The sequence below is a fragment of the Pseudomonas abieticivorans genome, from assembly GCF_023509015.1.
GTDB classification, from domain to species: domain Bacteria; phylum Pseudomonadota; class Gammaproteobacteria; order Pseudomonadales; family Pseudomonadaceae; genus Aquipseudomonas; species Aquipseudomonas abieticivorans.
In genome coordinates this window covers 1,250,479-1,268,684 of record NZ_CP094975.1, presented here as the reverse complement: position 1 = coordinate 1,268,684, position 18,206 = coordinate 1,250,479, and the positions used below count along the sequence as shown (strand labels likewise).

Below are 18,206 nucleotides of genomic sequence, written 5' to 3'. Positions count from 1 at the left end.
GTAATGACGACTCGTCAGCCACTGTACAAATCGCTGTATTTCCAGGTGATCGTCGCGATCATCATCGGTATCCTGATCGGCCACTTCTACCCGCAAACCGCGGTCACCCTCAAACCGCTGGGTGATGGCTTCATCAAACTGATCAAAATGGTCATCGCCCCGATCATCTTCTGCACGGTGGTCAGTGGCATCGCCGGCATGCAAAGCATGAAGGCAGTCGGCAAGACGGGCGGCTATGCGCTGATGTATTTCGAGGTGGTCTCCACCATCGCGCTGCTGATCGGCCTGTTCGTGGTCAATGTGATCCAGCCGGGCGCTGGCATGCACATCGACCCCGCCACCCTGGACGCCTCCAAAGTCGCCGCCTACGTGACCGCCGGTGCTGACCAGAGCGTCGTGAGCTTCATCCTCAACGTGATCCCCAACACCATCGTGGGTGCCTTCGCCAACGGCGATATCCTGCAGGTGCTGATGTTCTCGGTGATCTTCGGTTTCGCCCTGCACCGCCTGGGCGCCTACGGCAAGCCGCTGCTGGACCTGATCGATCGCTTCGCCCACGCGATGTTCAACATCATCAACATGATCATGAAGCTCGCGCCACTGGGTGCCCTGGGCGCCATGGCCTTCACCATCGGTGCCTACGGCGTGGGTTCGCTGGTGCAACTGGGCCAGTTGATGATTTGCTTCTACATCACCTGCGTACTGTTCGTGGTGGTGGTGCTGGGCGCCATCTGCCGCGCGCACGGCTTCAGCGTACTGAAGCTGATCCGTTACATCCGCGAAGAACTGCTGATCGTGCTGGGTACCTCCTCGTCCGAATCGGCCCTGCCACGCATGCTGATCAAGATGGAACGCCTGGGCGCCAACAAGTCCGTGGTAGGCCTGGTGATCCCGACCGGTTACTCGTTCAACCTGGACGGCACCTCGATCTACCTGACCATGGCCGCCGTGTTCATCGCGCAAGCCACCGACACCCACATGGACATCACCCATCAGATCACCCTGTTGCTGGTGTTGCTGCTGTCCTCCAAGGGCGCTGCGGGCGTGACCGGTAGCGGCTTCATCGTGCTGGCGGCCACCTTGTCCGCCGTCGGCCACCTGCCGGTTGCCGGCCTGGCGCTGATCCTGGGTATCGACCGCTTCATGTCCGAAGCCCGCGCCCTGACCAACCTGGTCGGTAACGCCGTGGCCACCCTGGTGGTTGCCAAGTGGGTCAAGGAGCTGGACACCGACAAGCTGCACACCGAGCTTGCCTCGGGCGGCACTGCGATCGTGCAAACTGCCCCGGTCGATGACTTGGGCGTAGCCGAAGTACCGGTGGCCAACACCACCCAGCGGTAAACACGGGCTGAACTAAAAAACCCATCTTCGGATGGGTTTTTTTATGCGGGTTATTCCACCCGGGTCTCGCCGCTGAACACCAGCGTGCTGCGGCAGCGCCGGCACAAATACCGGCGGCCTTGGCGAACCATACCGTGACGCTGGGCCGAGAAGGGGAACTCGGTGGCGCAGGGGCAGCGGTAGATGTAACGGGTGACGCTGCGACGCTTGACCGCGTAGTTGTGGCAGCGGTCCGGTGGCAGCTCGTACACCCCGCGCATGATCAACTGCCATTCCTCACCGTGGGGCGCGATGGTATCGCCGAACAGCTGGTGGGCGACCAGGTGCGCCACTTCGTGGGCCACCGTCTGCTTGAGGAAGTGCTCAGTGTTTTCGCGGTATAGCTGCGGGTTGAAACGCAGCAGGTTTTCGTGCAAATGGGCAACACCGGCCTTCTGGCCGCGCAGCTTGAGGCTGACCAGCGGGCGCTGGAATGGGCGTTTGAAGAAGGCTTCGGCTTGTTGGAAACAGGATTCGACGCGGGTATTGAGAAGCTCGGGCATTGATAAAGACACTCCAGATTGGGCGATTATGCCGCAAGCCCAGCCGAGTGCCGAGCCGCTCGTCGCTAAATGTGGAAGGCCATGCACAGCAGCGGGCCGCCCGCAGGCGGCCCGTTTTGACGCTTGACCGATCAGTTGGTGTATTCAGGCCCCACGCCCAGCCCCCAGATGATTACGGTAAAGGCCATGATCGCCACCAGCACCACCAGGCCCACCGCCAATACCGAGCTTGAGAACAGAAAGCCTTCGTCGGCCGGAATATTCATGAAGGTGGGCAGGCCCACGTACAACAGGTACACCGTGTAGCAGATGGCCGCGGTGCCCACCACCATGCCCAGCCACAAGTGCGGGTACAAGGCCGCCAGGCCGCCGATGAACAACGGCGTCGCGGTGTAGGTGGCAAACGCGATGCAACGGGCAAGGCTGGGGCTGGCATCGTAGGTGCGGGCCATCCAATGGATGAACGCACCCATCACCGCCACGCCGCCCAGCATGGCGATGTAAGACATCACCGTCATCCAGATCGCGCTTTCGTGGGTCAACATCACCGGTGCCCGGCTGCCAATCACCCAGCCCACCTGGGTGGTGCCAATAAACGCGGAAACGGCGGGTATCGCCGCCAGGATCAATGTGTGAGTCAAATACATGTGGCCGATGGTTTCTTCTTCGCCACGAATTTGCTGCCATTCTTGATCCGGATGGGTAAACAGCCCCACGACGTGATGAATCATGCCAGTCACTCCTATTGGATGGTCAAACCTGACCTTAACCGCAGTATAGGGTGCTGATCGGCGCACAAAGCCGTGCGTTTAGAGCAAATCGCGCTGTAGGGGCGCGTTGTAATCACCTTGAAGCATTTGCCCGCCGGGTAGCCATACACTCCAGGACGCTTTGAGGGTAAAATGTTCGGCTTTTCGTCATACCTCGCGGATTCAAGCGCCATGGGCACCCTTTCGGTCAGTCAGAACAAATTGCAGAAACGCCTTCGCCGGCTCGCCGGTGAGGCCGTTGCCGACTACAACATGATCGAAGACGGCGACAAGGTCATGGTTTGCCTGTCAGGCGGCAAGGACAGCTACACCCTGCTGGACGTGCTGATGCACCTGCAGAAGGTGGCGCCGATCAAGTTCGAGATCGTCGCGGTGAACATGGACCAGAAGCAGCCGGGCTTTCCCGAGCACGTGTTGCCGGCCTACCTCAAAGCGCTGGGCGTTGAATACCACATCGTCGAGAAAGACACCTACTCAGTGGTCAAGGAGCTGATCCCGGAAGGCAAGACCACCTGCTCGCTGTGCTCGCGCCTGCGTCGTGGCACGCTGTACACCTTTGCCGACGAGATCGGCGCGACCAAGATGGCGCTGGGGCACCACCGCGACGACATCGTCGAGACGTTCTTCCTCAATATGTTCTTCAACGGTTCGCTCAAAGCCATGCCGCCCAAGCTGCGCGCCGACGATGGCCGCAACGTGGTGATCCGCCCGTTGGCCTACTGCATCGAGAAAGACATCCAGGCCTATTCGGACTTCAAGGGTTTCCCGATCATCCCGTGCAACCTGTGTGGCTCGCAAGAGAACCTGCAGCGCCAGGTGGTCAAGGACATGCTGGTGGATTGGGAACGCAAGAACCCGGGCCGCACCGAAAGCATTTTCCGTGGCTTGCAAAACGTGGTGCCGTCGCAACTGGCCGACCGCAATCTGTTTGACTTTGCCAGCCTGAAGATCGACGAAACCGCGGCTTCGCGCTTCGTCAACGTGGTCAATATTTGATGCCCTTGTGGGAGCATGGCTTGCCAGCGACAGGGCCCTTGAGGACGCCAACGCTGGCAAGCCATGCTCCCGCAAAGTCGCGGTTATCAGTGATTGACGGTAAACGCCAACATCGCTGACAGCTGGCACAGTGGCCGCCCACTCTCCTCGCGCCACTGGTTGAACACCGCCTGCACCGTGGCCTGGTCGCGTTTGCTGCTTGGCACCTTATCAACGATACCCTGCGCGTTCAGCGCCGCCACCACGTCCCAGGTCGGGATGAAGGTGTCTTTGCCGACCATGCGCAAAAAGCGCGGCGACGACAGCCCGCCCATCTGGTTGCCGTGCTTGGCCAGGTACTGCCACAGGCCGACGATGTCATCTTGCGGCCAATCGGCGATGAAGTTGCCGAAGCTGCCGTGCTCATGGCTGAGGTCCAGGATCATCTGGGCATTGCGCGGCACGCTCTTGAGCTTGCCCAGGTGGCGGATGATGCGGGTGTCCTGCATCAGGCGCTCCAGGTGTTCGGCGCCCATCAGCACGACCTTCTCGGGGTCAAAGCCAAAGAACACCTGCTCGAACGCTGGCCACTTGGCATCCACCAAGCTGTGCTTGAGGCCGGCGCGAAATACCCGCAGGGCCATGGTCGACAGGTAGCGGTCGTTACTGATCATGCGCAATTGCGCCGGGGTTTTCGCTGAAGGCAGGTTGGCCTCCAGGGCTTTGGCCGAGCCAAAGCGGTTCAGGCAGTATTCGTTCAGCCATTTGTAATCCTGCATCAGGCCAGATCCTCTCCTGCCAATTTACGGTTCAACTGGAAGCGCCAGCGCACGTACAACAACGCGCTGACGAACACCGCAAGGCTTGCGGCCATTTCCAGTACGCCAAACAGCTGGCGATTGGGGTCGTAGGCGGCCAATGCGCCCTTGATGAAGTACAGGTTGACCGCAAAGCAGGTCCAGGAGTGCCCTCGGGTGCTGCCCAGCAGCATGCCTGGCGTCAGGATCAGCAACGGCACCAACTCGATCAGCAGGATGACCCAGGGGCGTGCGCCGTGCAGGTTGGCGAACACCAGGTAGTAACCGCACAGCAGGGCGATCAGCCCGGCAAAGCACGCAAGGCTCAGCCAGCGCGCCAGGCGTACATGCGCTTGCAACCATTGCAAAGGGGGCAGCACCTTGGGCTTTCTAGCCACGCGGTGCCTCCAGTTTCAGGGCGATGTTACCCAGGCGCTGGCCCAGGGCGCGGCACAGGGTGGTTTCATGCTCGTCCAGGGCGCGCTTGCTGTCGGCGCCGGCATGATGGCTGGCACCATACGGCGTGCCGCCGCCACGGGTTTCCAGCAGGGCTGATTCGCTGTAGGGGATGCCGGCGATCAGCATGCCGTGGTGCAGCAGCGGCATCATCATCGACAACAGGGTGGTTTCCTGGCCGCCGTGCAGGCTGGCGGTGGAGGTGAACACTGCAGCCGGCTTGCCCACCAGCGCGCCGCTCAGCCATAGGCTGCTGGTGCCGTCCAGGAAGTACTTGAGCGGCGCGGCCATGTTGCCGTAACGCGTGGGGCTGCCCATGGCCAGGCCCGCGCAGTTTTTCAGGTCCATCGATGCTGGCGTAAGGCGCGCCGTGCTCGGGGATGGCCGGGGCCACCGCTTCGCATTCGGCAGACACCGGCGGCACGGTGCGCACCCGCGCCTCCAGGCCAGCCAGTTCGACGCCCCGGGCGATTTGCTTGGCCATCTGGCTGGTAGCGCCGCTGCGGCTGTAATACAGCACCAGGATGTAAGGCGCGCTCATGGCAGGATCTCCAGTACCTTCTCGGGCGGCCGGCCAATGACGGCTTGGCTTCCCGCGATAAGGATCGGCCGTTCGATCAGCTTGGGGTGCGCCGCCATGGCCTCGATCAATTGCTCATCGGTCAGGTCGGGGTTGGCCAGGGCCAGGCTTTTGTATTCGTCCTCGCCGGTGCGCAGCAATTGGCGTGCGCCGATGCCCAGTTTGGCCAGCAAGTCTTTGAGGGTGGCAGCGCTGGGCGGGGTGTCCAGGTAACGCACGATGGTCGGGCTCAGGCCGCGAGCTTCGAGCAATTCCAGCGCGCCACGGGATTTGGAGCAGCGTGGGTTGTGATAAAGCGTGAGGTCGGTCATGTGCGGGTCGCATCTGGCATGAAGTGGCGGCTATTCTAACCTCTGTGGCGAGCTGTGCTGAACCGTGTGCGTTCATCGGGCGCTGCATTTTGACGAGGGACCGAACATGTTCAAGCGTTTCGCGATGGCACTGATGGCGTGCGTGCTGCTCAGCGGGTGCGGCGCCGACTATGGGCCAGACCAGAATGGCAAGGTGGTGCAGGCCAAGCAATTGGATGGGCAGTGGCTGGTGGTCAACTATTGGGCCGAATGGTGTGGCCCTTGCCGCACCGAGATCCCGCAGCTCAACACACTGGCCGATCAGCTCAAGGGCCAGGGCGTGGCCGTGGTGGGGGTGAACTTCGATAACCTGCAGGGCGACGACCTGAAAAAGGCCGCCGAGACACTGGGCATCACCTTCACGGTACTGGCCCAGGACCCGGCGCCGCGTTTCGACTTGCCGTCCAGTGAAGCCTTGCCCATCACCTACATCATCGACAACAAGGGCAAGATCCGCGATCAGTTGATTGGTGAGCAAACGGCCGAAGGGATCACGGCCAAATTGCAGCAATTGAAAAACTCCTGACGGAGCATTGCCGGGAAGCCGCCGCGTTCTTTTCGCGGATTAATCCGCTCTTGCAGGGGCGGGGGCTGTGGCCTTGTAGATGGACTGGCGCGGCTGGGCGAACAGGCGCGTCATCATCGGCTCGAAAAAGCTCAGGGGCAGGGTGTCGTAGTCGGGGTCGAAGGCTGCGGCGTCGTAGCGGGCGCAGAATTCGATGGTTTGCCGGTACTGCGGGTGGTCCTGGAATTGCTCGCGCAGGTGCCGGTCCATGCCTAAGTGATGGAAAAAGTAATAGCCCTGGAAAACCCCGTGCTTTTCCACCATCCACAGGTTTTCCGGGCTGACGAAAGGCTTGAGAATGGCTGCGGCGATGTCCGGGTGGTTGAAACTGCCCAGGGTGTCGCCGATGTCATGCAACAGCGCGCACACCACGTACTCTTCGTCACGCCCGTCGCGGTAGGCGCGGGTGGCGGTTTGCAGGGAATGGGTCAGGCGGTCGACCGGGAAACCACCGAAGTCGCCATCCAGCAAGCGCAGGTGGGTCAAGATCCGCTGCGGCAATTGCTGGGCATAGGCCCAGAAGTCTCCGGCGATGATTTTCCAGTCCTGCTCCGTGCCATCCTGCATGTGGGTGAAACGCGCAACTTCGCTCATTACGTCTCCGAAATATTCACCGGTAAGGTTCTGGATCCATCCTTTTCAGTGTAATCCGTCGCGCGCACCTCACAGTGTCCTTGCAAGACGGCTTAATGGCCCTGCAGGCCGAATGTATCTAAAAAGATACCTTGCCCACCAGCATGTCGCGGTACATCACAAAGTCACCCATCAGGCTGTACAGCGGGTGCCTGAAGGTGGCGGGGCGATTTTTTTCGAAGAAAAAATGCCCGAACCAGGCAAAGCTGTAACCGGCCACCGGAATGGCGATCAGCAGCAGCCAGGCAGCGCTGGCGAAGGTGTAGGCGAGCAAGGCGATGACCAGGCTGGTGCCGATGAAGTGCAGGCGCCGGCAGGTGGCGTTGCTGTGTTCTTCAAGGTAATAGGGGTAGAACTGGGCGAAGGTCTTGAAATGCTCGATATTTTTCACGACAGCAGTCTCTTTTCACGATCAATGGGACCACGTGGAGCCTGGTTTAAGTCTAGAGTGTGTATCAGCAAGGGCCAGTGACTATTGGCGCCAGTTTAATATCCTTGAAGTTACTTGGCCTGGTGGTGTGAGGATCATGAGCGAACGTACGACGTCGGCCAGTTGGGCCATGGGGATAGTCAAGGCGTTGGAACTGGAGGGCCTGGACTGCCGGGCTTTGTTCAAGCAATTGGGCCTGGATTTCGCGGCGTTGGACGACCCCGATGCGCGCTTCACTCAGGACAACATGACCCGCCTGTGGCAATTGGCGGTGGAGCAATCGGGCAACCCGGCCATCGGCCTGAACATGGCCAAGGTGGTGCGCCCGGCGTCTTTTCACGTGGTGGGTTACGTGCTGATGTCCAGCCGTACCCTGGCCGCCGGTTTCGAGCGCCTGGTGCGTTACCAGCGCATCATTGCCGAAAGCGCCGACTTGAGTTTCAAACTGTTGCCCGAAGGCTACGCATTGATTTTGACCGTGCACGGCGACCACCTGCCGCCCACCCGGCAAAGTTGCGAAGCCTCCCTGGCCTGCGCCTTGTCACTGTGTGCCTGGCTGACCGGGCGTATCCTGCACCCGCGCAAGGTGCTGGTGCAGGGCAGCACGCCGCAGAACCTTGCGCCCTATCAGGAAGCGTTTCACGCACCTTTGGAGTTCAACGCACCCTACGATGCGCTGATCTTCGAGCGCTCGGACATGGAAACCCTGCTGCCCACCGCCAACGATGCCATGGCTGCCTTGCACGACCGTTTTGCCGGCGAGTACCTGGCGCGCTTCTCGGAAAGCCGCGTGACCCACAAGGCGCGCCAAGTGCTGTGCCGGCTGCTGCCCCAGGGCGAGCCCAAGCGCGAAATGGTCGCCCAGGCCCTGCACCTGTCGCAGCGTACCTTGCAGCGCCGCTTGCAGGATGAAGGCACCAGTTTCCAGACGTTGCTGGACGACACCCGCCGGGAGTTGGCCGAGCAATACCTGGGGCAAGCCGATATGACTCTGCTGGAGGCCGCTTACCTATTGGGCTTTGCCGACCCCAGCAACTTCTTCCGGGCGTTCCGCCGCTGGTTCGACGCAACGCCTGGCGAGTACCGTGCGCGCCTGTTGGGTAGCGACGGTACCGGCCTCAGTGACGCCAGAACGCCGGCATACACAATACCAGCACCGTAATGATTTCCAGGCGGCCCAACAGCATGCCGCCGCTCAGAATCCATTTGGCAGCATCCGGCAGGCTGGCGAAGTTGCCCGCAGGGCCGATGGTTTCACCCAGCCCTGGGCCCACCCCCGACACGGTGCTCGCAGCACCGGTAAGTGCAGTCATCCAGTCCAGGCCCAGCAGGGAAAGCGCCAGCGCGATGCCACAGATGGTGATGGCGAAGAAAAACGAAAAAGTCAGGATCGATCGTACGATTTCGTCGTCCAGGCGGTGGCCGTTGTACTTCTGCTTGATCACCGCGCGCGGGTGGATCAACTGATTGAGGCTGGCCTTGAGCAGGATGTAGGCCACCTGGAAGCGGAATATCTTGATGCCGCCCGCCGTAGACCCGGAACAGCCACCGACAAACCCCAGGTAGAAAAACAGCATCAGCGAGAAGTTGCCCCACAGGCTGTAGTCACCCAGGGCGAAGCCGGTGGTGGTGACCACCGACGTCACGTTCAAGGCCACGTGGCGTATTGCGTCCCACCAGGGCAGTTGCGTGGTCCACCAGTACCAGGTGCCCAACACCAACCAGGTCACCACCAGCATGCCGAGCAACCCCTGCACCTGTTGGTCCTTGAACAATGCCCGACGGTTGCCGCGCAGGGTGGCCACGTACAAGGTGAATGGCAGGCTGCCGAGGATCATCACTACCACTGCCACCCAGTGCACGGCCGGTTGCGTCCACTTGGCCAGGGATTGATCAGAGGTGGAAAACCCCCCGGTGGAAATCGCCGACATCGCGTGGTTGATCGCATCGAACAGGTTCATGCCAGCGGCCCAGAACGCCAGGCTGCCCAGCGTGGTAATGCCCACGTAGACCAGCACGATGGACTTGGCGACCATGTGCGAGCGCGGCATGACTTTCTCTGAGCGGTCCGAGGATTCGGTCTGGAACAGGCGCATGCCGCCGATGCGCAGCAACGGCAAGATGGCCACGGCCATGCCGATAAAACCGATGCCACCCAGCCAGTGCAGCAGCGAGCGCCACATCAAAATGCCCGGGGACATGCTGTCCAGGCCGCTGAGCACCGTGGAGCCGGTGGCGGTGATGCCCGACATGCTTTCGAAAAAGGCGTCGGTGTAGCTGATGTGCTGGGTGAGCAGGAAGGGCAGGGCGGCGAACACGCACACCACCATCCAACTGCTGACGGTCAGCAGGTACATGTCCCGGGGGCGCAATTGCACCTGTTCCGGGCGGCCAGGGATCACCAAGGCCAGGCCCGCGATAAAGGTGATCAGGCTGGCCCAGAGAAACGACGGCAGGTCGCCGGTGCGTTCGAAAATCACCAGGGTCACCATCGGGATGACCATGCTGACCGCCAGGGTGATCAGGAAGATGCCGAGAATGAAACCGATGATGCGCAGGGTCGGCAACGCCATTGAGTCAGCTCTAGCTTAAAATGAAGGGCGCCATTCTACCTGCGGGGGGTGGCATGTAAACCCGGCAAGGTTTTACGGGTTAGGTCTAGAATAGCCGCACATACTTATCAGGAGAGAGCCGATGCAGGCGATCGAAGCGTTGCTCAACCGTGTTTCCGTCCCCCGTCTGGTCGAACCGGCCCCTACTGCAGAGCAGCGCGAAGTGCTGTTCCAGGCGGCGCTGCGTGCGCCCGATCATGGCCAATTGCGGCCTTGGCGGTTCATCACGGTGGAAGGCGAAGCCCGTGGGCAGTTGGGCGAGGTATTGGCCCAAGCGGTTCGGCTCAAGGGTGATGCTACGGACGGTGCCCTGGAAAAAGCCCGCGGCATGCCCCTGCGCGCCCCGCTGGTGGTGGTGGTTGTGGCCCGCTTGCAGGACCACTTCAAGGTACCCAAAAGCGAACAACTGCTGGCCGCTGGCTGCGCGGCGCAAAACATTTTGCTGGCCTCGTTTGCCCAAGGTGTCGGTGCGGTCTGGCGCACGGGCGAACTGGCCTATGCGCCACACGTCGCCCAAAGCCTGGGCTTGAGCGAAGGCGAGGAAGTGATTGCCTTCCTCTACCTGGGCACCCCGTTGAACCCGCCGCGCGAGGCGCCGGTGGTGGCAACTGCCGACTACGTCAGTGCCTGGTCTGCCTGAGCGCGGCCCCGCTATGGGGCCTCGGTTGCACCATTGCGCGCGTGCCGATAGCCGCTGACTGCTTCGTACACCGCCTTGCGTAAGCGGTTGATCCCGCCGATCGGCCGGTGGGCCTCGATGCCGTGCCAGGGGCTGAACGCCAGGTTGTCGCACATCAGGTTCTGCTCCGGGGTGTCGAAGTCCTGGGCCGGTACGCGCACGCTGGCGACGGTCTGGAACGGCGCATCGCTTTGCTTCCATTCAATGCTGGTGTCTTCGATCGGCATGTACTTGCGCGCGTCCTGCTGCTGGATCTGCAAGGCGAAGCAAGCCGGCTGGCGATCGGTGGACAACTGTTGGTTGAGCGCGCTGCGCAGGAAGTTTGGCAATTCGCGGTTCTGTTTGGGCGGGGTGTAGGGCGGGCAACTGGCCGGGTCCGGCACCACGCGGAACTTGGCATTGCCAGCGCCGAACTTGTACGGCGACACGGAGTAATAGGTGGTCTGCAGTGGGCTGGGCGGCGCCTGGGCCAGGGTGGCGTTGGCGATCATCAGGTGGCGCAGTTGCCAGGTGCGTGGGTCCCAACTGGGAAAGAACGCCATCACGGTCTTGCCGTCTGCCTGGGCGCTGATGTTCTGGCGATACTCGGCCACGTCGCTGACAAAGAAATTGGCATGGTTGAACATCACGAAGTCTTGCTCGTGTCGCGCCTGCTGGCTGGGCATCAGTTGCGTGCCGGGTACATCGAGCAGCTTGAGCGCCATGCCTCGGGCGTCGGTGGTGCTGTCGAACTGCGGGTAGGCGTTGCCATTGGACAGGCGCATCCAGGCTTGCCAGGTTTTGCCGGGCGTGGCGAACACCCCCTGGCGCAATGCCTCGGGCAGGTCTTGCAGCACGTTGACCTCGGCCTTCACGCAGCCATGGGCCTTGGCGTGGGCGTCGCGCAGGTAGCGGGTGCCTTCGCGGTGCTGGTCGACGATGCGCACTGCAGTCTGGATGATGTCCTGGGTCATGCCGGCTTCATCGGCCGGGATCTGTTCCTGGGCTGGCACGGGGCCGGAAAACTTCCAGGCGTACCAGGCGCTGCTCAATGCCCAACCCAGCAGCGCCAGGCAGGCACTCACCCAAAGGATTCGCCACAGCAAGCGGCCCAGGCCGAGCCAGAGCCGGCCGGCCAGGCGGGGTTTTTCAGCGGTGAAGAGTCGACGTTGGTTCATTGCAATTGGCTCTCCAGCGGGCCGCCCAGTACTTTCAGATATTCCAGCAAGGCCCAGCGCTCTTCGGGCTGCAGCATGCGCCCGATGACCCCGCGGCCGCGCGGGCCGTCACGGAACTCGTGACCGCTGTTGCGGTTGCCGGTGATGCGTGTGTCGTAGAGGAAACCGCCGGGGAACTGGCCGGTCTGGTAACCCAGGCGTTGCGGGTCGTATTCCAGGTTGCCGCGGTAGAACGCCGTGCTGCGCTCATCCTGGGGCGACAGCAACTGGTACAGCGTGGGCACCGAGCCGTTGTGCAAGTACGGCGCGGTGGCCCAGATGCCCTCCAGCGGTCGCGCCTTGTAGGCGCGTTTCTCCAGTACGCTGATGCCCAGGCCGAAGCCGTCCATGCGCGCGCGCTCGGCCGGATCGATCTTGGCGTCGCGGTAGGCGCGGTCTTCGACGAACGCGGTGACGTAGGCCAGGCCCTTGGCCACGGAGATTTGCTTGAGGTCCACGGTGGCCGGTGGCGGCAGCAGGCGCACGTCCAGTTTCGACAGTTCGGCCTGGGTCCACTGCAGCGCGCTGACGTCAAAGCGGTTGTTGGCGATATTGTCGGCGGCGGTAGGGTCGGTGCCCACGTAGTCGACGTCCACCAGGTGCATCTCGCGCTCCGGGCGCCCGTCGGCCTGCTTGATGGTCGGCACGTGGCACACCTGGCAGTTCTCGGCGAACAGTGCCCGGCCCTTTGCCGCCTTGGCCAGGTCGACCTTGCCCAGGATCTCTTGTGGCCAGGCGGGCGGCTTGAGCCGTTGCAGGGTTTGTTCGATGTGATACAGGTCGCGCAGGCGGGCGCTGGAGGGGTAGCGATCGGTGCCGGTCAGCGGTTGCCCGTGCTCGTCGAAGAAACTCAGCGTGGCGCCCACGCCCAGCGACTCGCCGATGTTGCGGGCCATGGGCTGGCGCGCCGAACCGGTCCACTGCACCCAGTCGAAGGTCCAGATGTCCCACAACTGCGGGTAATCCACCGGGGCGTTGCCGACGCGGTAGTTGGCTGGCGAGATGGCATCGCCAAAGGTGGCATTGGCAATCCGCCCGAACGCATCGGTACGGCCCGGGCCTTCCAGGGTGGGGTACAGGCCGCGGTGGGTGTCGTTCCAGGCCACTTTGATGAAGGTGTACATCGAGGCCTTGAACTGCGCACGCAAGGCGTCCTTGTCGGTGTCGTAGCGCTCGCCCAGCACGACGTGGGCAAAGCGGTTGAATTTCCATGGCAGGTAGTACGTGGACACCAGGCTTGCGACCAGTGCCTGGCCAAAGCTGCCACCGCGCAAGGTCGGTACGCTGGAGGGCAGCACGTGCTGGGCGGTGCCGCCGTCGATGCGGATGCCCTGGCCCTTGTAGTGCAATTCGCCGCTGTGGCAAGCCGAGCAGGTGATGTCCAGATACTGGGCCGGGTCGCCGGCATTGGCGTGGCGGGTGAAACCGACCGGCAAGTTGCCGGGGTTCAGCGCGCTGGGCTGCTGCTGGGGGTCGAACAGGAAGCCGAAGCGCGACAGGTTGCCCTGGGTGGCGAAGCGTTCGCTGGAGAAGGGCATCTCCAGCGCGGTGAACCAGTCGTAATGCAAGCCCTTCACCTGGGTGCCCTGGGGCGTGTAGTAATACGCCTCGCGATCGGCCTGGCTCCACTGGTCAAGGTAGTGCAGCCGTTCGATGGCCGGTGGGCGCGGCAGGTTGGGGTTGGCCACGAAATACAGCACCACGGCCAGGAGCACGGCCACGATGGCGGCGAGAAGCCAGAGCAGGGGGCGAACGAAGCGCAAGTTGAACATCCTTGTCTAGTTGAGGCGTGATTTATGCCTGAATCTGCTGAATGATGGCAAGTGGCTAGATCTGAAGATACATCGACCTGCTTCCGACAAAATTGAGAGAAAAAGTTGAACGTCCTACAGGCCATGCCTTGGCTTGGTGCGCTTGAGCCCCGGCGCAGTGCACGCCAGCGCTTACACTTGCGTGTAGGACTACCGCGCCTCAATGAATACGGGGCTTTCGCCAAGCTGGCGCGTGACTTGCAGTCTTCAGGCCATTCGCAGTCAACGCTGATTGCACCGTTCACGACAAAGGCGCCGTGTTGCCCCCCTCGATTCTTGAGGCGGGCAGCCGGCGCCTTTTTGTATTTTTGGCGAGGTAGGCAAATGACCAGCACCACGGTTCGCAGCGTGTGCCCCTATTGCGGCGTGGGTTGCGGCATCGTCATGAGCGTGGCCGACAACCGCGTGGTCAAGGTCAGTGGCGACAAACTGCACCCCAGCAACTTCGGCCGGCTGTGCACCAAGGGCAGCAGCTGCCACCAGCCGATCGGCGAGGGGCGCATGGCCCATGCCTACGTGCGCAGCGAGCGTGCCCGGGACCCGGCGCAAACCAGTCTGAACGAAGCGATCAGCGCCACGGCCAACCGCCTCAAGGCTTTGCTCGACCAGCATGGGCCCGATGCCCTGGCGTTCTATGTGTCGGGGCAGATGTCGCTGGAGGCGCAATACCTGGCCAATAAACTGGCCAAGGGGTTTGTGCGTACCCGGCACATCGAGTCCAACTCACGGCTGTGCATGGCCAGCGCGGGCAGCGGTTACAAGCTGTCGCTGGGGGCGGACGGGCCGCCGGGCTCCTATCAGGATTTCGACCACAGCGACCTGTTTTTTGTCACAGGGGCGAACATGGCCGACTGCCACCCGATCCTGTTCCTGCGCATGATGGACCGGGTCAAGGCGGGTGCCCGGCTGATCGTCGTCGACCCACGGCGCAGCGCCACGGCTGAGAAGGCTGGGCTGTTTCTACAGGTCCGCCCCGGTACCGACCTGGCGCTGCTCAACGGCTTGTTGCATCTGTTGTGGGAAAACGGCCATTGCAACCGCGAATTTATCGAGCGGCACACCGAAGGCTGGGCGGCGATGCCGGCGTTCCTGCAGGACTATTCACCCGCCCATGTGGCGCACATCACCGGGCTGCCGGAGGCTGACATTCGCCAGGCTGCCGAATGGATTGGCCAGGCGCCGAACTGGATGAGCTGCTGGACCATGGGCCTGAACCAGAGCACCCACGGCACCTGGAACACCAATGCCTTGTGCAACCTGCACCTGGCCACGGGGGCGATCTGTCGACGTGGCAGCGGGCCGTTCTCGCTCACGGGCCAGCCCAATGCCATGGGTGGCCGCGAAATGGGCTACATGGGGCCTGGGTTGCCGGGCCAGCGTTCGCTGCAGGTGGCTGCCGATCGCGCCTTCGTCGAACAGCTCTGGCAACTGCCCAGCGGTAGCCTGCGCAACGAAGCCACGGGCGGCACCATCGATATGTTCGAGCAGATGCGCGCAGGCACCATCAAGGCCTGCTGGATCATTTGCACCAACCCGGTGGCCAGCGTGCCCAACCGCAGCCGGGTGATCGAGGCGTTGCAGGCCGCCGAGTTGGTGATCACCCAGGACGCCTACCTGGACACCGAAACCAACCGCTACGCCGACATCCTGCTGCCCGGTGCACTGTGGGCCGAGGCCGAAGGGGTGATGATCAACTCCGAGCGCAACCTGACCCTGATGCAGAAGGCCGTCGATGCCCCCGGCGAAGCCATGGCCGACTGGCAGATCATCGCCCGGGTTGCCTGTGAAATGGGCTATGGGCAGGCCTTCAGCTATGACTCGGCCGAAGCGGTGTTCGAGGAGATCAAGGGCGCCTGGAACCCGCAGACTGGCTACGACATCCGCGGTGCCAGCTATGCCAGCCTACGCGAACAGCCGCGCCAATGGCCCTGCGCACCGGGCCGCCAGGAGCACCGCAGCCCTGTTCGCTACTGCCCCGAAGACGCCAGCGGGCCGGTGTTCCCCACGGCCAGTGGCAAGGCCACGTTCTTTGCGCGCCCGCACATGGCCCCGGCGCAAATGCCCGACGAGGACTTTCCCCTGGTGCTCAACACCGGCCGGCTGCAGCACCAGTGGCACACCCTGACCAAGACCGGCAAGGTGGCGACGCTGAACAAACTCAACCCCGGCCCCTTTATCGAATTGCACCCCGATGACGCCCGGCAATTGGGCATTGCCCCGCGCGACCAGGTGCAGGTGCGTTCACGCAATGGCGTGGCGGTGCTGCCGGCGCAGGTCAGTGACCGGGTGCTGGCGGGTAATTGTTTTGCGCCGTTTCACTGGAATGACGTGTTCGGCGAACAGTTGGCGGTCAACGCCGTGACCAGCGATGCCGTCGACCCGATTTCGCAACAACCGGAATTCAAGTATTGCGCCGTCGAGCTGACCCGCGTCGGTGGCGAACGCATTGCTGCGGTCAACGTAAGCACCCCGGCAACCCCCTCCCAGGAGTTCGACAGCATGCCTATCGCGGCTTTGGCGCGCTCGTTGGGGTTGACGGCGCAGGCGCCGTTGGCCCTGGCGGCGGATGAACAACGCTACCTGCAGGGCTTTCTGCTGGGGTTGGGCAGTGCCGCGCCGGTACCTGGCCAGGGTGTGCCGGTGCTGCCCGCCGACGCTCCGCTGGCCGTGGCCAACCGGTTGCTGGTGGATGGCCTGCTGGCGGGCATGTTTTCCCGTACAGCCGTGGCCACGCCCGCCGTCGCCGTGGCGGCGCCGCAACTGGTGCTGTGGGCGTCGCAGACCGGCAATGCCGAAGGCCTGGCGAGCCAGTGCGCGGCCCAGTTGCGCAGCGCCGGGCATGCGGTGCAGTTAAGCAGCATGGATGAGGTTACCCTGGCGCAGCTGTCGTTGGCCGCCAGCGTGCTGCTGATCGCCAGTACCTTCGGCGATGGCGACGCACCGGACAATGGCAATGGCTTGTGGCAAGCCCTGCAAGGTGAGGGCGCCGATTGTTGCAAGGGCTTGCGCTATGCGGTACTGGCGCTGGGTGATTCCAGTTACGAGCAGTTTTGCGGTTTTGGCCGCAAACTCGATGAGCGTCTGCATGGCCTGGGGGCTCAGCGCCTGGCGGCGCGGGTGGATTGCGAACCAGAGTTTCAAGGCGCCGCCCAGGCTTGGCTAAGCCAGGTATGCGAGGCCCTGGGCAACGAAACGCCCGCTGCCGTACCTGCCCCCCAAGGCGAAGCCGACTACAGCGGCTACAGCAAGCAGCGGCCTTGCCTGGTGCGGCTCAAGCACAACCGTCTGCTTAATGGCGAGGGGGCCGAAAAGGAAACCCGGCAGATCGTTTTCGACCTCAGTGACACCGGGCTGCACTATGAGGCCGGCGATGCCTTAGGCGTCTGGCCGAGCAATTGCCTGACCCTGGTCGAAGAACTGCTGGCCGAACTGGGCCTGGACAGCGGCCAGCACGTCAGCCTCATGGGCCACGGCGAGATGGCCTTGGCTGTCGCCCTGCACAAGCATCTGGAGATCACCCGCATCAGTGCCGACTGGCTGGCCTTCGTCGCCCAGCGCAGTGGTAGCGAACGCCTCAAGCGTTTGCTGGAACCGACGCACAAGGCTGAACTGAAAGCGTGGTTGTGGGGCCGGCAACTGCTCGACCTGGTCGACGAGTTCCCGGTGCGGCTCACCGTCGAAGAGCTGCTGGGCCTGCTCAAGCCCCTGCAGCCGCGGCTTTACTCCATCAGCTCCAGTGCGCGGGTGACCCCCAACGAGGTGCACCTGACGATTTCCACGGTGCGCTACCGTCACAATGATCGGGCCCGCAGCGGCGTGTGCTCGGCTTTCCTGGCCGACCGTGCAGCGAACCATTTGGTGCCGATTTTCGTGCACAAGTCGGCGCATTTTCGTGTACCGCAAAACCCGCAGGCGCCGATGATCATGGTCGGGCCGGGCACGGGCGTGGCGCCATTCCGGGCTTTCTTGCAGGAGCGCCAGGCATTGGCTGCCAGCGGCCCGAACTGGCTGCTGTTTGGCGAGCAGCGCCAGGCCTGTGACTTTTACTACCACGAGCAACTGAACAGCTGGCAGGCCAGCGGGCATTTGCAGCGCCTGGACACGGCGTTTTCCCGCGACCAGGCCGACAAGATCTACGTGCAGCAGCGCATGCTCGAACACGGCGCCCAGCTCTGGGCCTGGCTTGAGCAAGGTGCGTATTTTTATGTGTGCGGCGACGCCAGCCGCATGGCCAAGGACGTCGACGCGGCGCTCAAGGCGATCGTTAGTGAGCACGGCGCGCTTGATGCCGAGGCCGCCGAGGCTTACGTCGCCCGGTTGAGCCGGGACAAGCGCTACCTGCGCGATGTGTACTGAAAAGGAGCGCAACGTCGGGGCTTGCACCGTGGTGAACCCTTTTTTCGGACAAGCCGCAGCACCCAACCCCCTGTAGGCGCGGATTCATCCGCGAAAACCGCCTCTCCCAGCCA

16 protein-coding genes and 1 pseudogene are annotated in these 18,206 nt (G+C 62.8%); 6 read left to right on the top strand and 11 right to left on the bottom strand.

Annotated elements, in window-relative coordinates; translation table 11 throughout:
- Window positions 1-3 precede the first annotated feature (3 nt).
- Window positions 4-1,341, top strand: coding sequence for a dicarboxylate/amino acid:cation symporter (locus L9B60_RS05655; protein ID WP_249677082.1), 1,338 nt, complete (start codon window positions 4-6; stop codon window positions 1,339-1,341).
- Window positions 1,342-1,391: 50 nt separating this feature from the next.
- Here the strand turns inward: L9B60_RS05655 and L9B60_RS05650 are convergent, their stop codons facing one another.
- Entirely contained in the window at window positions 1,392-1,883 is a 492-nt protein-coding gene (locus tag L9B60_RS05650; protein WP_249677080.1) for a SprT family zinc-dependent metalloprotease, read from the bottom strand.
- Between the two features lie 131 nt (window positions 1,884-2,014).
- Entirely contained in the window at window positions 2,015-2,614 is a 600-nt protein-coding gene (locus tag L9B60_RS05645) for a Yip1 family protein (RefSeq protein WP_249677079.1), read from the bottom strand.
- 210 nt (window positions 2,615-2,824) lie between these two features.
- On the opposite strand from L9B60_RS05645, the gene ttcA reads away from it, so the two are divergent.
- Window positions 2,825-3,649: a tRNA 2-thiocytidine(32) synthetase TtcA gene (gene ttcA, locus L9B60_RS05640; RefSeq protein ID WP_249677077.1), complete on the top strand. Its 825-nt coding sequence runs from the start codon at window positions 2,825-2,827 to the stop codon at window positions 3,647-3,649.
- Between the two features lie 86 nt (window positions 3,650-3,735).
- On the opposite strand, the gene L9B60_RS05635 is transcribed toward ttcA, so the two are convergent.
- The 4 genes and pseudogenes from L9B60_RS05635 to arsC all read right to left on the bottom strand — a co-directional run bounded on the left by L9B60_RS05635 (window position 3,736) and on the right by arsC (window position 5,772).
- Entirely contained in the window at window positions 3,736-4,407 is a 672-nt protein-coding gene (locus L9B60_RS05635; RefSeq protein ID WP_249677075.1) for a DNA-3-methyladenine glycosylase I, read from the bottom strand.
- Window positions 4,407-4,823, bottom strand: coding sequence for a DUF2069 domain-containing protein (locus L9B60_RS05630; RefSeq protein ID WP_249677074.1), 417 nt, complete (start codon window positions 4,821-4,823; stop codon window positions 4,407-4,409). Before L9B60_RS05630 ends, L9B60_RS05635 begins: the two co-directional genes overlap by 1 nt.
- Window positions 4,816-5,422: pseudogene (wrbA, locus tag L9B60_RS05625) on the bottom strand (NAD(P)H:quinone oxidoreductase). Before wrbA ends, L9B60_RS05630 begins: the two are co-directional and overlap by 8 nt.
- The gene (arsC, locus tag L9B60_RS05620; protein WP_249677072.1) at window positions 5,419-5,772 is read right to left on the bottom strand and encodes an arsenate reductase (glutaredoxin); all 354 of its coding nucleotides are present in this window, start codon (window positions 5,770-5,772) and stop codon (window positions 5,419-5,421) included. The pseudogene wrbA and the gene arsC overlap by 4 nt, the downstream one beginning before the upstream one ends.
- A gap of 106 nt (window positions 5,773-5,878) precedes the next feature.
- Here arsC and L9B60_RS05615 point away from each other — a divergent pair, with 106 nt between their 5' ends.
- Window positions 5,879-6,337: a TlpA disulfide reductase family protein gene (locus L9B60_RS05615; RefSeq protein ID WP_249677071.1), complete on the top strand. Its 459-nt coding sequence runs from the start codon at window positions 5,879-5,881 to the stop codon at window positions 6,335-6,337.
- 39 nt (window positions 6,338-6,376) lie between these two features.
- On the opposite strand, the gene L9B60_RS05610 is transcribed toward L9B60_RS05615, so the two are convergent.
- Both L9B60_RS05610 and L9B60_RS05605 read right to left on the bottom strand, forming a co-directional pair.
- A complete protein-coding gene (locus L9B60_RS05610) occupies window positions 6,377-6,970 on the bottom strand; it encodes an HD domain-containing protein (RefSeq protein WP_249677069.1) in 594 nt (197 codons plus the stop codon).
- Between the two features lie 118 nt (window positions 6,971-7,088).
- Window positions 7,089-7,400 (bottom strand): Mpo1-like protein, encoded by a 312-nt coding sequence (locus L9B60_RS05605; protein ID WP_249677068.1) that lies wholly within the window; start codon window positions 7,398-7,400, stop codon window positions 7,089-7,091.
- A gap of 136 nt (window positions 7,401-7,536) precedes the next feature.
- On the opposite strand from L9B60_RS05605, the gene L9B60_RS05600 reads away from it, so the two are divergent.
- Window positions 7,537-8,601 carry an AraC family transcriptional regulator gene (locus L9B60_RS05600; protein ID WP_249677066.1) on the top strand — a complete coding sequence of 355 codons (1,065 nt, stop codon included), beginning with the start codon at window positions 7,537-7,539 and terminating at the stop codon, window positions 8,599-8,601.
- Here the strand turns inward: L9B60_RS05600 and L9B60_RS05595 are convergent.
- Entirely contained in the window at window positions 8,558-10,012 is a 1,455-nt protein-coding gene (locus L9B60_RS05595; protein WP_249677065.1) for a TrkH family potassium uptake protein, read from the bottom strand. The two genes, L9B60_RS05600 and L9B60_RS05595, sit on opposite strands and share 44 nt — an antisense overlap.
- Window positions 10,013-10,133: 121 nt before the next feature.
- Here L9B60_RS05595 and L9B60_RS05590 point away from each other — a divergent pair, with 121 nt between their 5' ends.
- Window positions 10,134-10,691, top strand: a complete 558-nt coding sequence (locus tag L9B60_RS05590) for a nitroreductase family protein (RefSeq protein ID WP_249677063.1) — start codon at window positions 10,134-10,136, stop codon at window positions 10,689-10,691.
- A gap of 11 nt (window positions 10,692-10,702) precedes the next feature.
- Here the strand turns inward: L9B60_RS05590 and L9B60_RS05585 are convergent, their stop codons facing one another.
- Window positions 10,703-11,887, bottom strand: coding sequence for a catalase family protein (locus L9B60_RS05585; RefSeq protein ID WP_249677062.1), 1,185 nt, complete (start codon window positions 11,885-11,887; stop codon window positions 10,703-10,705).
- Window positions 11,884-13,689 carry a di-heme-cytochrome C peroxidase gene (locus tag L9B60_RS05580; protein ID WP_249677061.1) on the bottom strand — a complete coding sequence of 602 codons (1,806 nt, stop codon included), beginning with the start codon at window positions 13,687-13,689 and terminating at the stop codon, window positions 11,884-11,886. Before L9B60_RS05580 ends, L9B60_RS05585 begins: the two co-directional genes overlap by 4 nt.
- Window positions 13,690-14,061: 372 nt before the next feature.
- Here L9B60_RS05580 and L9B60_RS05575 point away from each other — a divergent pair, with 372 nt between their 5' ends.
- A complete protein-coding gene (locus tag L9B60_RS05575) occupies window positions 14,062-18,093 on the top strand; it encodes a bifunctional nitrate reductase/sulfite reductase flavoprotein subunit alpha (protein WP_249677059.1) in 4,032 nt (1,343 codons plus the stop codon).
- Window positions 18,094-18,206 lie beyond the last annotated feature (113 nt).

Bases quoted from the DNA above. Each gene is read 5' to 3' on its own strand.
- L9B60_RS05655 (WP_249677082.1), top strand. From the start codon at position 4: ATGACGACTCGTCAGCCACTGTACAAATCGCTGTATTTCCAGGTGATC.
- L9B60_RS05650 (WP_249677080.1), bottom strand. From the start codon at position 1,883: ATGCCCGAGCTTCTCAATACCCGCGTCGAATCCTGTTTCCAACAAGCC.
- L9B60_RS05645 (WP_249677079.1), bottom strand. From the start codon at position 2,614: ATGATTCATCACGTCGTGGGGCTGTTTACCCATCCGGATCAAGAATGG.
- ttcA (WP_249677077.1), top strand. From the start codon at position 2,825: ATGGGCACCCTTTCGGTCAGTCAGAACAAATTGCAGAAACGCCTTCGC.
- L9B60_RS05635 (WP_249677075.1), bottom strand. From the start codon at position 4,407: ATGCAGGATTACAAATGGCTGAACGAATACTGCCTGAACCGCTTTGGC.
- arsC (WP_249677072.1), bottom strand. From the start codon at position 5,772: ATGACCGACCTCACGCTTTATCACAACCCACGCTGCTCCAAATCCCGT.
- L9B60_RS05615 (WP_249677071.1), top strand. From the start codon at position 5,879: ATGTTCAAGCGTTTCGCGATGGCACTGATGGCGTGCGTGCTGCTCAGC.
- L9B60_RS05610 (WP_249677069.1), bottom strand. From the start codon at position 6,970: ATGAGCGAAGTTGCGCGTTTCACCCACATGCAGGATGGCACGGAGCAG.
- L9B60_RS05600 (WP_249677066.1), top strand. From the start codon at position 7,537: ATGAGCGAACGTACGACGTCGGCCAGTTGGGCCATGGGGATAGTCAAG.
- L9B60_RS05595 (WP_249677065.1), bottom strand. From the start codon at position 10,012: ATGGCGTTGCCGACCCTGCGCATCATCGGTTTCATTCTCGGCATCTTC.
- L9B60_RS05590 (WP_249677063.1), top strand. From the start codon at position 10,134: ATGCAGGCGATCGAAGCGTTGCTCAACCGTGTTTCCGTCCCCCGTCTG.
- L9B60_RS05585 (WP_249677062.1), bottom strand. From the start codon at position 11,887: ATGAACCAACGTCGACTCTTCACCGCTGAAAAACCCCGCCTGGCCGGC.
- L9B60_RS05575 (WP_249677059.1), top strand. From the start codon at position 14,062: ATGACCAGCACCACGGTTCGCAGCGTGTGCCCCTATTGCGGCGTGGGT.